This window comes from Candidatus Alkanophaga liquidiphilum, assembly GCF_053996935.1.
In genome coordinates this window covers 70,504-84,675 of the sequence record NZ_JBMXYC010000027.1, presented here as the reverse complement: position 1 = coordinate 84,675, position 14,172 = coordinate 70,504, and the positions used below count along the sequence as shown (strand labels likewise).

General features: G+C 53.0%; 14 protein-coding genes and 1 tRNA gene. 9 read left to right on the top strand and 6 right to left on the bottom strand.

What is annotated here, in order from left to right; all coding sequences use genetic code 11:
• The 6 genes from ACXJJA_RS03825 to ACXJJA_RS03800 all read left to right on the top strand — a co-directional run.
• On the top strand, positions 1–256 hold a 256-nt coding region (locus ACXJJA_RS03825; protein ID WP_456486903.1), incomplete at its 5' end, for a DUF123 domain-containing protein.
• Positions 257–399: 143 nt separating this feature from the next.
• Positions 400–1,362, top strand: a complete 963-nt coding sequence (locus tag ACXJJA_RS03820; protein ID WP_456486902.1) for a methanogenesis marker 12 protein — start codon at positions 400–402, stop codon at positions 1,360–1,362.
• Positions 1,363–1,402: 40 nt separating this feature from the next.
• Positions 1,403–2,179: a TrkA C-terminal domain-containing protein gene (locus tag ACXJJA_RS03815; RefSeq protein WP_456486901.1), complete on the top strand. Its 777-nt coding sequence runs from the start codon at positions 1,403–1,405 to the stop codon at positions 2,177–2,179.
• Positions 2,180–2,374: 195 nt separating this feature from the next.
• Positions 2,375–3,529 carry an RNA-guided endonuclease InsQ/TnpB family protein gene (locus ACXJJA_RS03810; RefSeq protein WP_456486900.1) on the top strand — a complete coding sequence of 385 codons (1,155 nt, stop codon included), beginning with the start codon at positions 2,375–2,377 and terminating at the stop codon, positions 3,527–3,529.
• Between the two features lie 3 nt (positions 3,530–3,532).
• A complete protein-coding gene (gene uppS / locus ACXJJA_RS03805) occupies positions 3,533–4,504 on the top strand; it encodes a polyprenyl diphosphate synthase (RefSeq protein ID WP_456486899.1) in 972 nt (323 codons plus the stop codon).
• A 123-nt stretch (positions 4,505–4,627) separates the two neighbouring features.
• Positions 4,628–5,848: a cation:proton antiporter domain-containing protein gene (locus ACXJJA_RS03800; RefSeq protein ID WP_456486898.1), complete on the top strand. Its 1,221-nt coding sequence runs from the start codon at positions 4,628–4,630 to the stop codon at positions 5,846–5,848.
• Between the two features lies 1 nt (position 5,849).
• Here the strand turns inward: ACXJJA_RS03800 and ACXJJA_RS03795 are convergent, their stop codons facing one another.
• A complete protein-coding gene (locus ACXJJA_RS03795; RefSeq protein ID WP_456486897.1) occupies positions 5,850–7,031 on the bottom strand; it encodes a redox-regulated ATPase YchF in 1,182 nt (393 codons plus the stop codon).
• A gap of 6 nt (positions 7,032–7,037) precedes the next feature.
• Complete coding sequence (locus tag ACXJJA_RS03790) at positions 7,038–7,307, bottom strand: stationary phase-response protein (protein WP_456486896.1); 270 nt, start codon at positions 7,305–7,307, stop codon at positions 7,038–7,040.
• 259 nt (positions 7,308–7,566) lie between these two features.
• Between ACXJJA_RS03790 and ACXJJA_RS03785 the strand changes: the two genes are divergently transcribed.
• Together ACXJJA_RS03785 and ACXJJA_RS03780 are read left to right on the top strand one after the other, a co-directional pair.
• Entirely contained in the window at positions 7,567–9,741 is a 2,175-nt protein-coding gene (locus tag ACXJJA_RS03785; protein ID WP_456486895.1) for a hypothetical protein, read from the top strand.
• A 91-nt stretch (positions 9,742–9,832) separates the two neighbouring features.
• Entirely contained in the window at positions 9,833–10,099 is a 267-nt protein-coding gene (locus ACXJJA_RS03780; RefSeq protein WP_456486894.1) for a hypothetical protein, read from the top strand.
• 307 nt (positions 10,100–10,406) lie between these two features.
• Here the strand turns inward: ACXJJA_RS03780 and ACXJJA_RS03775 are convergent, their stop codons facing one another.
• The gene (locus ACXJJA_RS03775) at positions 10,407–12,434 is read right to left on the bottom strand and encodes a sensor histidine kinase (protein WP_456486893.1); all 2,028 of its coding nucleotides are present in this window, start codon (positions 12,432–12,434) and stop codon (positions 10,407–10,409) included.
• 195 nt (positions 12,435–12,629) lie between these two features.
• Here ACXJJA_RS03775 and ACXJJA_RS03770 point away from each other — a divergent pair, with 195 nt between their 5' ends.
• The gene (locus ACXJJA_RS03770) at positions 12,630–13,046 is read left to right on the top strand and encodes a transposase (protein WP_456486892.1); all 417 of its coding nucleotides are present in this window, start codon (positions 12,630–12,632) and stop codon (positions 13,044–13,046) included.
• A 3-nt stretch (positions 13,047–13,049) separates the two neighbouring features.
• On the opposite strand, the gene ACXJJA_RS03765 is transcribed toward ACXJJA_RS03770, so the two are convergent.
• The 3 genes from ACXJJA_RS03765 to ACXJJA_RS03755 all read right to left on the bottom strand — a co-directional run bounded on the left by ACXJJA_RS03765 (position 13,050) and on the right by ACXJJA_RS03755 (position 14,152).
• Positions 13,050–13,709, bottom strand: a complete 660-nt coding sequence (locus tag ACXJJA_RS03765; protein WP_456486891.1) for a protein-L-isoaspartate O-methyltransferase — start codon at positions 13,707–13,709, stop codon at positions 13,050–13,052.
• A 19-nt stretch (positions 13,710–13,728) separates the two neighbouring features.
• Positions 13,729–13,802 (bottom strand) — tRNA-Val (locus ACXJJA_RS03760).
• Between the two features lie 53 nt (positions 13,803–13,855).
• Positions 13,856–14,152: a hypothetical protein gene (locus tag ACXJJA_RS03755; RefSeq protein WP_456486890.1), complete on the bottom strand. Its 297-nt coding sequence runs from the start codon at positions 14,150–14,152 to the stop codon at positions 13,856–13,858.
• Between the last annotated feature and the right edge of the window lie 20 nt (positions 14,153–14,172).

Sequence of the window (14,172 nt, the reverse complement as noted above, 5' to 3'; positions counted from 1 at the left end):
GAAGAAGCTGCGCTGGCACATCGACCATTTCCTGAACGCCGACGGCGTGAGCGTCGAGGCGGTCCTCCTCCTCGACGCCCCGGAGTGCGACGTTGCGCAATTCCTAAACGGACGCTTCCCCCACGTCGAGCGTTTCGGCGCCAGCGACTGCCGCTGCGAAAGCCACCTCTTCTTCGCCGAACGCCCTGAGTTCGAAGAGACGCTTAGAACTTCCTTTAGCTTCAAACATCTAAAGCTCGACGCAACACAGCAGTAAACTAAGGCGAGCTGTGTAAGCTGAGAAGATGAAAATGCCCTGCTTTGCAATCAATTTGCATTGCTGTCGCAGAAGTTTAGCTGCTGCTCACGACACGACTTGGAAGGCGCTCAATTTTTCTGCACGCATGCCAATGGGTAACGATGTTTGTCGGTATCGACCACGGAACTGCCGCAATACGGTTCGCGTGCATTCCTGAGGTTGTGGAGGAAGGAGATGTTAAGAGGCTTGAAGCTGGAGCTAAAATTTTCGAGCTTCGCAGGGAGGCGGCAGCAAAATTGAGCGGCGCTGAAATTCTGAGCACTGTGGAAGCGGAGCTTGGCGTGAAACTGGATGATTGGAAGCTCGTGGCTGTGACATATTCCATGGGTGATGCATTCTCCACGATACGATGGCTGAGCGACGTTAAGGGCAGAGGTTCTTTGGAGGGTGGCGCCGGCACTTTCGTCGGCGGTGGCACGAGGGTTTTTGACGCCATAAAACGGGCGAAGATCCCCGCAATCTTAATCCCCGGAATACACGCCCGCTCGGAAATAGATGAGAGGATGAAATTCTTTTCACACGGAGCCTCGCCTGAGAAGGTCGGTGTCGCCTACTTCATTTATAAAAGCGGCTTTGAGAACTTCGTGTTCTCAGATGTAAGTTCGAACACCGTAACGGTAGCAGTTGCAAATAGCCGTATTATGGGCGCTCTCGACGCTTGCATTTTCGCCCCCGGCACGAAACAGGGACCTTTGGACCTACGGCTCATCAGAGCTGTCGACTCCGGAAAAATGACGGCGAACGAGGCTTTTTCTAAAGGAGGCGTGTTTGCGAGACCGCATTTCGTAGCTGACAAGGCGTTGGCGATGCGGACGCTAGCGCTGTTCGTCGCCATGGAGTTGAGCGCAATGAGCGTGCTCGTTTCCGAGTTCGTTAATAGCTTTGAGTTTTTCACGACGGGCGCCGTCGGCGAGCGTGAGGATTTCAGAGCCACCGTGGAATGGTACTTAAAAAGGAAGGTTCGCTCCGTAACCAGATACGGTGCGGCAATGGGCTGCGCCCTCATCGCAAGGGACGTTTTCAGGGGCGCGAATGAAATTTTAGGAATTGCGGTTGAAATTTAAATGCCGGCAAGTGATGCGTGTTGCATAAAGGAGGAATGAAATGATAGCGCTTTTTGGGCTGCTGACCGTGATTGTTTTGTCAGTAGTGGTCGTGAGAATAGGGGCGATAGCGCTCGAACTCACTGGACTTTCTCGGGATGTTGCCGCTTTCCAGGCGCAGTCCGCATTCTCAGGCGTGGGCTTTACGACTTCTGAATCCGAGTTTATAGTCTCCCACCCGGTAAGGCGGCGTGTCGTCCGCATCCTGATGCTTCTCGGTAGCGTCGGCATCACCTCAACCGTTGCCACTCTCATACTCACGTTTGTCGGGCAGACAGGAGAAGCTGCTGCCCTCCGCCTTTTGATCCTCTCCGCAGGGCTGCTCGCCATTTGGGTCTTGGCAAGCTCCGAATATGTGTATCGGGCGACGAGGGGGCTGATAGTGTGGACGCTGGACAGGTGGACGTCGTTGCGGATCTACGACTATGAGCAGCTGCTCGGACTGGGGCATGGCTACACCATCTCAAGAATTACAGTGAAGTCCGACAGCTGGATGAGCAGGCGGCAGCTGCGGGACCTGAAGCTTGATTTGGAGGGTGTTTTGGTTCTGGCAATATACAGAAAGGTCGGCGACGTGGAGAAGTTCATTGGCGCACCAAATGGGGACACCGTAATCGAGCCCGGCGACGTGCTGATATGCTACGGGCGCAAGGACGCTTGCATCTCGCTCTCGCAGCGCTTTAAGGGTACGGCGGGCGACTTAGAACACCAAGAACAAATTGAAAAGGAGCTGCATCTGTCTCGCCTGAGGGAGGCAAGAGGCGGCTTTGATGCGTGATGCAGGGATGGAAACAGTTCGAATAAGAAATGAATCCGACATGTTTTTCAACTAAGAAGGAAATTTGCCGGGTTGTTGTGCAGGCAGTTCGTTCTATTGATTTAGGACGATGTTGCCGCTAATCCCCTCCTTAAGAGGCGGCAGGGGAGGCGGGTGGGAAAGTTTTCTAAGTAAGAAAGTTCTATTAAAAATTTGGTGGAAGTAAGGAAGACGGTCAGGTGCAAGCTCGTAGGCTTGACGAGGCGGAAGAGGGAGTTGCTCGACAAGGAGTATAATCACTTCCAGCTCTGGCTTGAGACGGGAGAAGACAGAGGTGTATATTCAGCATACAAGCAAGATGCGAAGTGGCTATACAAGAAAGCGAAGCGGATGAAAAGCGTTCCAATAAGAAAAGATTTGATAGATATTCAAAGAAGGGACACTAAAATAGCCAAATACTGGGCGAGGATAAGGGTAAAAGGTGTGAGAGGGGGCGTAAAAGTCGCACTTGCTCATCAACCTTTCAATTTCGAGGAGTGTGAAGTATGTGAGTCTCTACTTGTCAGGAAGGGTGGAGAATTCTACCTTCATGTCACGGTCAAGAAGGATGTCGAGCTGAAGAAAGAATACGCATCCATCATAGCGATAGACGTGGGAGCGAGATGGGTAGCCGTGTCGGTGGCACGGCACCGCGGCAAACCGAAGTTCTACGGCAGAAAAGTGAGGGCGGTTAGAGGAAAGTATTTCTGGCTGAGGCGCAAGCTCGGAAGGGAGAAGAAGCAGAGGGCGATAAAGAAGATAGGAGACAAGGAGCGAAGGACGGTGAATGATGAGCTTCACAAGATAGCAAAGGACATTGTTGACGAGGCTGGGAGGGTCAACGCAATAATCGCCATAGGCGACCTAAACGGGGTCAGGAACAACAGCAAGGGCAAGGGGAGGAAGGTGAAGAACGGGAAGGTGAATTCGATGCCGTTCTACCGCCTGAAGGAGTACATCAAGTATAAGGCGTTGGAGAGAGGCATCCTAGTCATAGAAGTTCCGGAGCACAACACATCGAAGCAGTGTTCACGCTGCGGCTCGCTGCGAACGGAAAGACCTTCCCAAGGAGTTTTCATCTGCGAGGACTGCGGCTATCAGGTTAATGCGGATGTGAACGGAGCCAAGAACCTACTGAAACGAGCCATGGGCTATATGCTCATGGTAGGAGCTGTCGTGACCCAGCTCGAAGGGGAGCGGTTCGTTCTGAACCACACTCCCCAACCTCAAGCATCCGGCGGATGCCCTCAATGGAGGGAGGAGGTCACGAGAAAAGGTTATCCGAAAGCGCTACACGACCACAAAGTTTTAAAGAGGGACGGAGAATGTTAAGGTGTGCCGTTAAAGTCTTTCTTCATGAGGCTCATCCCGAGATTCGTGTTCAGAGTGCCGTTCTTAGAGAGGTTTGTATTTCTCACAAGTCGGCTACATGATGCGCTCCAAGCCCGTGTTTATGCCAGCTACGAGCGGCTTCTTGAGGAGGAAATAAAAGAGGGGAAGATTCCTGAACACGTCGCAATAATAATGGACGGCAATAGAAGATACGCCGAAAAGATAGGCGAAGCTCGTCACAAGGGACACTACTACGGCGCTGAGGTTACCAACAAAGTGATAGATTGGTGTTTTGATTTGGGGGTGAGGCAGCTTACCCTCTACACGTTCTCAATCGAGAACTTCAACAGGAGCGAGGAGGAGAAAAAGGAGCTTTTCCGCCTGATAAAGGAGAAGTTTGAGGAAGTCTGCCAGAACGAACGCATACACGAGAAGAAGATAAAAGTTAGGGCTGTGGGAGAGCTAAAGTTGCTCCCTGAGGACCTGCAACAAGCGATAAAAAGGGCGGAGTCTTCCACCGCCGAATACACGAACTTCACGCTGAACATTGCAATCGCATACAGTGGACGCCGAGAAATCGTGGAGGCGGCACGCTACATCGCCGAAAAGGTGAAAAGGGGCGAGCTGAGCGTCGAGGACATCGACGAAAACGTAATTTCGAGGCACCTCTGCATCGGCTCAGATTGCTGCGGCGCCGCCGGAGACCGCGGCGGCAACGGCGGTGTTGACCTCATAATCAGAACGGGCGGTGAATTGCGGCTCAGCAACTTCATACCGTGGCAGGCGCTCGGCAATGAGTGCGCCGCCTACTTCTGCGCCCCTTACTGGCCGGAGTTCCGCAAAATAGATTTGCTACGGGCGATAAGGACGTTCCAGCAGCGCGAAGCTGAGCGGCGGAGCACCATGCTCAGAGCCTTGAAACTCGCCAAGATTTATGGGGACGCACTGAGAGCTAAGAGCTTCGAGTGGGCGTAGCGCCGCATGAGCACGCCGAAGCCTGCCGCTAAAACACCCTAGCGCTCCCGAACGCACCGCAACAGCGGCAGCTCGCCCGACAACAACATCCAAAAACTTTTTTATTGACGACAATCTTGACGTATGGAGCTTACCGACCCCTCGCTCATATTGTTCTTGGTGGGCATAATCATAGTGTTGGGCTTCGTGGTCAATTACCTTTTCCTAAGGACTGGCATCGCCGACCCGCTCTTCCTCCTCATCTTCGGGCTTTTTCTTGGCTCTTACTTAAGGGTCATAGAGCCTGCGGTGCTCATGCCGCTCGCCCCGATATTTTCGCAAGTGGCGCTGCTCATAATTCTCGTGGATGGCGGCTTGGACACGAACTTATACGAAGCGTTAAAAGGCGGCGCTCATGCGATATTATTGGCGGTCGTCTGTTTCTTGCTTTCCATGTTTGCGGTGGCGCTCGCTGCTGTCCACTTTTTGGGCTGGGAGCTTTTATACGGGCTGCTCTTCGGCGCAATTGTCGGAAATCCGACGCCGCTTGTCGTGTTTTCAGTGGTGAAGCGGCTGGGATTGAAAGAGCGGACAGCCACCGTCCTGAGGTTAGAGGCGACGGTCGCTGAGATTTTGGCGATAGTAACGGCGTTAGCCCTTCTTGAGTCGCTCGCCACGCCGCAGCCTCTGCCGTCTGCGATAATAGCAGATGCGATCAGTAAGTTTTCGGTCGGCGGGATGATAGGGATTATCGCCGGCGTCCTCTGGTACTTTGTGCTTGACAAGGTGCGGGAACTTCCGTTCTCCTACATGCTCACGCTCGCTGCAGCGTTCATCGTGTTCAGCATCGTTGAGAGCCTCGGCGGGAGCGGCCCTGTTAGCGCATTGCTCTTCGGTCTGACACTCGGCAACGAAGAGAGCATTGCTTATATTCTGAGGCACGAGCGGGAAATATTGCGCTTTGACGAAACGATGCGCGCATTTCACTCCGAAATTTCATTTTTTATACGAGCGTTCTTCTTCGTCTATCTCGGCGCAATATGCTCAGTGTCGCAATCCGACATCATAATTTACGGCATCCTTATTTCCTTGACATTACTTGCCGCTCGTATTATCTCGGTCTTAGTATGCACCGTGCGGACCAACCTCTGGGCGGATGCGGCGGTGATGAGCTTCATGCTCCCCCGGGGCTTGGCGGCAGCGGTTCTTGCGACGCTTGTCCTCAGCTTCGCAGACCATTTTCCCAGAGGCATGCAGGACGCCCTTATCATCTCAGAACTCACGTTCGTCGTCATCTTCGTCACCATCCTGATATGCACTGTGAGCACTTGCTTCTTCTTAAGAAGAATTGCTATTAGGGGCTGAGTTACCTTGTATGGACAATTTTAATCACGTCGTTGTTTTTCAGGGCGTAGTCGGCGCTGAGCCTGCGTTTTGTCCTTGCGTCTACCGCATACAAGAAACTTTGTCCGATTTCGGTATGGACTGCGAATGCAAGGTCTCTGGCTGTGCTGCCACGCTTCATGAGGAAGGCGTCCGGAAGCGTTCTACCTACGGAGTCGCAGAGCTTGTTCTCATCCTCAACGGGATAAACGACGATGTGGTCGAGGAGGTCGAAGACTGCCCTGTTTATGCATTCTTGGACGCCACTGCTCCCGAATTCCCGCAGCAGCCTCCGCATTCTTTCGAGCGCCGCCCTTTGTGCATTAGTAACATCTGCTATGATTTCAAAATCCGAGTCGCCAGCGAGGTATTTTATGATGTTGTTCTTTGCCGCCGTCCGCAGTGCGAGCTCCATCTCCGCACTGCACGGAATTACAATGCGATCGAGCGCCTTAAGCCTCTCTAAAAACTCTTTAGGTGCGATGTCCATTTTATTTGCGGCTATTAGCATCTTCTTGCTCTCCTCGACGACGTGCGTCGCAAGCGTCTTTAGGGCGTCGTCGTCCCAATTTTTGACGTCGCCGTTGGCGGTCTTCATAGTCTTGGACAACGCCGCCTTCATCTGCGTCTCGGTAATGCCGACGCCCGCAAGCTGCTCGGTCAGCAGTCTCTCCGCTTTTGCCCCTTCAAGCTCGATCCGCCGCTGAACCTTCCGCCAGTTGCGCTGAATTATCCCAAAGACCCACATTCGTATTTCTTCTTCAAAAAAGGCGACATCCTCGACCGGGTCATGACTGCCGATGTTCACGATATTTCCGTCGGCATCCGTGCTCCCGGAGGCGTCGACGACGTGAATTATCGATTCCGCCCGCCGCAGGTTGTCAAGAAACTCGTTGCCCAAGCCCCGCCCCTTGTGGGCGTCCTTGACGAGCCCGGCGACGTCTATCAGCTCTACGGGGATGAACCGCTCACCCCGAACGCAATTCCCGCAGAACTCGCCGAGGAGCTCCTTACAGACGCATTTCGTGCGGACGTGCGTGATGCCAACGTTTGGCGAAACCGTCGTGAAGGGATACGGCGCAATTTCTACGTCAATCAGCGTGCTCGCTTTAAAAAACGTAGATTTCCCAGAGTTTGGCTTCCCAGCTATCGCCAAAGTTATCATCTTATTTTATTTCTCAACAGCCACCGTCTCTAACTGGCTCACTATGCTCCAGATGGTCGTCCGGGCGTGCAGCGGCATGTTCGGGTCGTTCGTCAGCTCCTCAAGCGTCGAGATCGCAGAGGTCGCTCGGACTGCCAGCGACTCCTTCCCACTTAGAAGTTCGTTTTTAACCTGTGTCGCCGCTCGTCGTATATTTCTCGGAACCGTCATATCCTCAATTATTTTGTCAAGAAGCTCGACACACTTTTTTATAACATCCGCCTCACTCATTTTCATCCCCTCACTATATCTTTATTGTTCCGATTTAAATACGACGGAAATAGGAAGTGGAAGCTGTGCTTGCTCGTGGGGATTGTTTGCAGAGCAGCGCCAATATGCTCTGGGGTTTAAGAAAGTGTTGCTGTTGATTTCTTTTTCATGAGATAAGGGGAGACGGGGTATATCTTTTATATGTTCGGGATGAAGTGCTATTTACGCAAGGCTGATGCCTCCCGGGCACTATTAGCCTTAAAGAGAGGGGGAGGGGCGAGGTAGAATGAGGATAACAATATTGGGTGTTTTATTTACAGTGCTTCTCCTTAGCAATGCCATGGCGGCGTCTCCTGAAAGAGCGAGCGCCCCCGAAAAGCTGGACACTCTGTATGTCGGAGAGGTTTTAAACGTTACCGGGTTAAAGCCGGGCAGCGAGCTGAAGCTTTATAAGAACGCCGAAAAAGTTCTTTCCGTCGAGGCGAGTGCCGGCGGATACGCCGTCACGAAAGTAAACGTGGAGGCTGGCAGCTACGAGCTGAGGTGCACGCTTGAGAATGGCACGACCCTTAAAAAACATGTGGAAGTCCACTCCCCGCTACTGGAAATAAAGGTCGTTGACAAGCAGGGACGAAAGGTAAAGGAGGTGGCTGTCAGCGCTCTTTTACGTTTCGACGTAGAGTTTCAGATGCCTGAGGACGACGTCGTGAGGGTGCGGCACGAGACGCCCGATGGCATTAGGGAGACGCTGAAGACGACCGCCGTGAGCAACCTTTCAAGCCTTAAGATAAGCACAAAGGGGTGGGAAGCTGGCACGCACGAACTCTGGGCTGAGACGATAAGCAGCATGTCCCGAGGCTTGAGCCTCACGTCAAACGTTGTGAATTTGACAATTCGCTGGCTGGAAATTACTGCTGGAAGGATGACGGTGGCGGAGGGTGAAAGTATTCGGTTCGTCGTGCGGGCGCTGCCCGAAGTTGCGTTCAGGTGCAACGTCACGCACCCCGAAACTGTTTTAATGACTCCCGCCTACGACAACCCCTTTGGCTTAGAGTTGAAGCGAGCGTGCAGTATGAGCGCAAGCCCGTTCTGGAAGGGCGGTTTCGCTGCGGTCACTGATGAAAGTGGTGTTTATGAGTTTGCGCTGCAGTTTAACAAGAGTCAAACATATTCGGTTTGCGTGGAGGCAGACCTCGACGGCGACGGCGAGTTCGGCGAGGATGGTGAAACGGCAAAATTAGATATAGAGGTTAAACATGCATTTGTGAGCTTGGAAGTGCCAGAAATAGGCATCGTCGGCGAGCTCGTGAGAATTCGAGGCGAGGCGAGCGGTGGCAGGGACGTGGACATCGTGATTGACAACATTTTGGAGCTTGACGACGTGCCTCTGGCGGACGGCGGCGTCTTTGAAGTCTATTGGGACACGAAAGGAAAAACTGCGAGGAGCTACGTTGTGAAGGCATACGTGGATTGCCACGTCGAGGACATTGGGAAGGGTGACGACGTCGAGGAGGTGTATTCGGAGCTGGACGTCGCCGGGGCGGCTACCGTGCGGCTAATAGAGCCCTGGGTCGCAATAACTGAATCGAAATGCGAAGTCGCTAAGGGCGACAACTACTTTGTGAAGGGCGTTGCATACGGCGCTGACAGCGTGGACATCGTCATCATAGGACCAAACGGCTTCGAGACGCTGCCGATGGGCGTGGAAGGTGGCTTGTATGTGGCATCCTCAGAGGTCTCTTGTAACAACGAGTTCGAAATTAGCATAAACATCCCGAAAAACGCCAGCAGTGGCGTTTACACCGCCGTGGCGACTATTCCCAGCTGCGACCGCCGCTACGGCAGCACCAGAGAGGGGCAGCTCCTCTCAGCGTTGCTGGAATGTTACAATGAAAACAACAACAGCGAGCTCGACGAGCTGCTGGGCAGGAGTCCTGCGCAGCTTTTTGATTACATCAGTGAGGCGACGTTCTACGCAAAGGGTAGCGACGACAAGTTTGCTGTGACGGTCTTCGTGGTCTCCGCACCTTACCTGAAGATAGAAGCTGTCGGGAGCGTCGAAGTGGGAACGCCCATCACGATAAGCGGCACGACGAACAGAGAGAACGGGACGCTCGTTGCAATAACATGCATTTCTGGACCTACGGAGCTGCCAAGTACCGTGGTGAGCGTGGAGGGCGGTAGGTTCGGCGCAAGAATAGACACGAGTAACGCGGTTCCAGGGATATACAGGATAAAAGCAGAGGAAGAAGGTGGAAAAAGTGATGAGGCTACCATAGAGCTTACGGGCGTGCCACCAGCAACGCCGCTGGAAACCCCGATGCTGGTAGAAACGCCGATGCCTTCGCCGAGCCCGACTGGGACACCAACGCCAAGCCCGACGCCACCAGGCTTTGAAGTGTTACTTGCAAGTGTTGCAGTGGCTGCTGCGTATCTGCTGAGGGCTAAGAAAAGGAAATAGGACCAAGTGTTGTTTGCGAAGTGCAACCAGTGTGCGCGGATACGTTAGAAAGAAACAGGCTGGGCGGAACCTACTTAGGATAGAAGACAAAATGATAGACAGAAGACAAAATGATATAGTTCATGAGGTGGACACAGGTGTTCTCATGGCTGTATCCGCGAGGCACGGGAATAAATATGCCCTAGATATTATACCGAATTCATCCAACCCCTGTTGGCTTTCTGTGGGAGTTTTTGTAACCAAATTCAGGCACGTCACCGCCGCCGTGTTCATCGACTACGGTGGCGTTCTTGAGGAGCTCTTGCCGGGCTCCACGAAGATGTGCAGCGTGGCTTCGAAAAAGTTGCAAGCAGTGTGAAATAGGGTCGCACGTGAGAAGAAGCGATATCAGCGTCTTTTTAAAAAGGGGCAGTTCTACGAGTGCGCGGGGTGTGAAGCCAAAGCTTACAAGATTTCGGCGAGAAAGCTTATGGTTTGAACCGAAGCGCCGCTAAATTAAAACTTGTTTGTCCATGTTCTTTTTAACGAGGCTGCGGTGAGCCAGCCTGTCGTGAAACTCCAACTCGGAACCGGAGCGGTGCTCCTAAAGGGGTCGGAGTGGAGAGGCTTAACGTGAAGCTCCCGGCTTTAGCCGCGGAGTAGCTCGCGATGCAGTGTTGCTTTTTTCATTTTGGCAGCGTGAAGAAGAAACGGCTGCCCCTGCCCACTTCGCTCTCAGCCCATACGCGTCCGCCATGTGCCTCCACGACGCTCCGCACGACGAAAAGCCCAATCCCCATGCCCCTTTTGTGACGTAGGTAGCCGTTGGCATTGCCGCTTCCAGTTTCATAAAATGCTTCGAATATTTTTGGGAGATCATCCTTTGGGATGCCGACGCCGCTGTCGGCGACGCAAAACTCAACAGCGTCCCCTTTATCCTCAGCGGTTATCTTTATCAAACCATCCTCCTCAGTGAACTTCATAGCGTTCTCGAGCAGGCAGTAGAGGGCATGCACGACCTTTTCAGCGTCGCATCTCAACAATATTTCGGGTGCCGTCGCATCTAACTGCTGTCCCTGTTTCAGCAGCGGTCTGACGGCTTCGACAGCGTCCGCCACGAGCGCCCTGACATCACACTCCTCAATGGCAAGGCGCAGCCCACCATTTCTGATTACAGCAACTGTTCGAAGGTCGTTTACAAGCCTCGTGAGGCGTTGCAGCGCCCTTTCGATGCTGTGGAGGCGTCCTTCCTGCTCAGCGTTCAGCGTGCCAAACGAGTTGCTTAATAGCAGCTCGACGTTGCCCTTGATTATCGTGAGCGGAGTGGCTATTTCATGCATCGCTATTGTTATGAGGTTCGATTTCAACGCTTCAAGCTCAAGCTCTCGAGTGTATGCTTGCTTCAGCGACTCATACGCCTTCTTAAGCTCTGCCTCTAACGCCTTTTTCTCGGTGACATCCCTTGCAATGATTATGACAGTGTCGCTGTCGTCGTGTTGCAGCCCGCCGGGTCGGCGCACGCAGCTCGCCGCTACTTCCAGCACGAGGGTCCTGTCCCTTCCTTTGAACTTCAGGATGCTTGTGACATCTTCGCCCTTTAGCGCTTTCGAAAAGATTTCTGACGCTGTTTTGCGGTCCTCCTCAAGGACGAAGTCGAGCACCGCCTTCTCTAAAAAGTCTTCCTTCGAGTATCCGAACACCTCCAAAGTCCTCCTATTAACCTCTAAGAAGCGTCCAGCTTTATCGAGCACGATAAAGGGTTCGGAGGCATTATCGAAAAGTTCTTGATAATTCGCCTTTGACGCCTCCAGCTCTTCGAGGAGCGCCGTCCATGCAATGGTATGAGATGCGAGGTCTGCGAACGCAGAGAGCAACCGCAGCTCGAACTTGCTGAACTCCTTATACTCCGTGGTTGCGATGCAAAGCACGCCGATAGTCTCGTCCTGCAGCTTTATCGGAACTGTGAGGTAGGATTTCAGCCCATACCTGTTGATAACGTGTCTCTCAACCTCTTCAGGGAAGTTCAGGGTCCGCAGGTCTTTGATATAGTGAATCTTCCCGTCGAGCGCCGTTCTGCAGCTCAGGTCATACTTGTTCTCGCTGAGCTTTATGCGGCGGCGCAGCTCCCAATACTCCTTGCCAAATCCCCTTGTCGCTGCGGTGATCAACTCGTTTTGTTCTCTGTCGAGCAACCGTATGGACGCATGCTCGAGGCTCATCATCTCGCAAACGGTGTTCAAAGCGGCATCAAGTGTTTCCCTCATGCTCACGCCATTAACGACTTTCATGCTCGCATCGTAAAGGGCGTTGAGCCCAGCCATCCGCTCTTCAGCAAGCTTTTTGAGCTGCTTATTGAGCATTTCGAGCCGCTCGCTGAGCGACGCCGTGACCGCAGCGACCGTGAGGAAGATGATGCTTCTGAAGACGTCCAGCAAGAAGACATTAGGCACAACGCCGTAAGTGAAATGCAAGCCGAGCAGGAAGATGGCGGAGGCGACGGCGATGCCCATGCCTTTCCAGCGCCACCAGACCGCCGCAAGCACAATGGGCACGTAGAAGAGGTGTGTGTGAAACGCTTCTACGTAGAGCGCCCGGCGGAAGTAATAAGCAATGCCGCAGCAAAGAACGAAGGTTATAAGAACTGAGAGCACTTCAATTCCGACAGCCCGCTCTTGGGCAACTTGTTCCTTCCGAGCAGTGTTTGAAACTGTCAAGGGTTACTCCTTATTGCATTTAGTGTCCTGCTTGTATTTAGTTGGGGTTGCTTAAATATTGTTTAGTTGGGTTGTCCAAGTAGCACGCACGGTAGGGGTGTTCAAAAATTAACTGTGATAGCTAATAATCAGCGATGGGAAGCTATTTATAATCCAAAAGCAATGAACAGCTGTTCAGAAGAAGGAGAATAGCTGGTGGAGGGAGAAAAACCGAATTTGGAAAAATATTCCTGCCCTAATCCTAAGTGCCCGGACTTCGGCGTTTTCGGCGGGGGTAATTTGGTCTTACATGCACCATACGGCACGCAACGCACCTACCTCCTCAGGTGCAAGACCTGTGGCAGGACGTTCTCGGTGCTTCGGGGAACGCCGTTCTTCAAGCTACGAACTCCTAAAGACACCGTCATAAAGGCGTTCTGGCAAATCTCCGAGGGGTACAGCTTCAGGAAGACTGCTAGGGATCTTGGAGTAAGTGAGGATTCTATCACAAGATGGACGAACAGGGCTTGTGAGCATGTGGACTTCCTCACGCAATACCTAGAAGAACTGGGGTGGGAAGAAGCACGAATCACGGCATTGTGGTTTTACATCAAGAAGCGCAGGAAGGTTTAAGGCTTAGGCTTCTGGGAAGCCGTATTCCCCGATAAGAGGGACGAAGACGACGCTACACTTCCTGTGCACGAGCACGCCGTTCTTTTTCTCTACGAGGTAGAGTTGCTGCTCATATGCGTATTTGCCGATGGGAATGACCATCTTACCACCGGTCTTCAACTGCTCCAAGAGCGGCGGCGGGACGTCGGGCGCTGCGCACGTCACGCAAACCTTGTCGTAGGGCGCCGCCGGCGGGTAGCCGAGCGTGCCGTCGCCGACGATGACGGTGACGTTCTTGTAGCCCGCACGCTCAAGGTTGTGGCGGGCGGTCTCAGCCAGCGTCCTTATCCGCTCTATGGTGAAGACGTGTCCCGTTTCGCCGACGAGCTCCGCAATGACAGCGGCGTGGTAGCCGGAGCCGGCTCCGACTTCTAAAACCTTCTCGCCTTTTTTCAGGTCGAGCAGGTCGCACATCTTCGCAACCATGTGCGGCGCACTTATCGTCTGCCCCTCTCCAATCGGCAGCGGATAGTCTGCATACGCCTTGTCCTGAAGATGTTCAGGCACGAACAAATGGCGAGGCACTTTTTCCATGGCACGCAGAACGCGCTCGCTCGCTGCCCCGTAGGAGCGCAACAACCGCACCATGTTCCTTCTTTCCTCTTCAAACTCAGCGACGGGCATCTGGAGTTTTTGATAGAGATGGGCCCGATGCGACTCGAACGCATGACCTCCGCCGTGTGAGGGCGGCGTCATAACCACCTAGACCACGGGCCCTTTTCATAAATACGTTGCTCAAACTTAAAAAACATGGTAAAAAGAAAAAGGAATTATTGAGTAGTGTCCTCGAGCGTGCCGTAGGAGGAGCCTTTTCCGCCTGCTATGATGTTTCGTCTCTTTTCTATCTCATCCTCCGGCAGCGCACTCTCCTCGCCGACTCGCACCTTTTTCAGTTTTGCTATGCCGATTTCAAACGTTCTCTGACATCCATGTGAGCAGAAATAATGCTCCTTACCATCGGGCGTCACTGTGACGTAGGGCTCATGGGGTATGTCACCAGAACCCTCCAACTCATTCCCCTCGTCGTCGTAGGCACAAATCTCGCATTTCACCATCCTCAACACCACCGCTTACCTTTTAACTTATA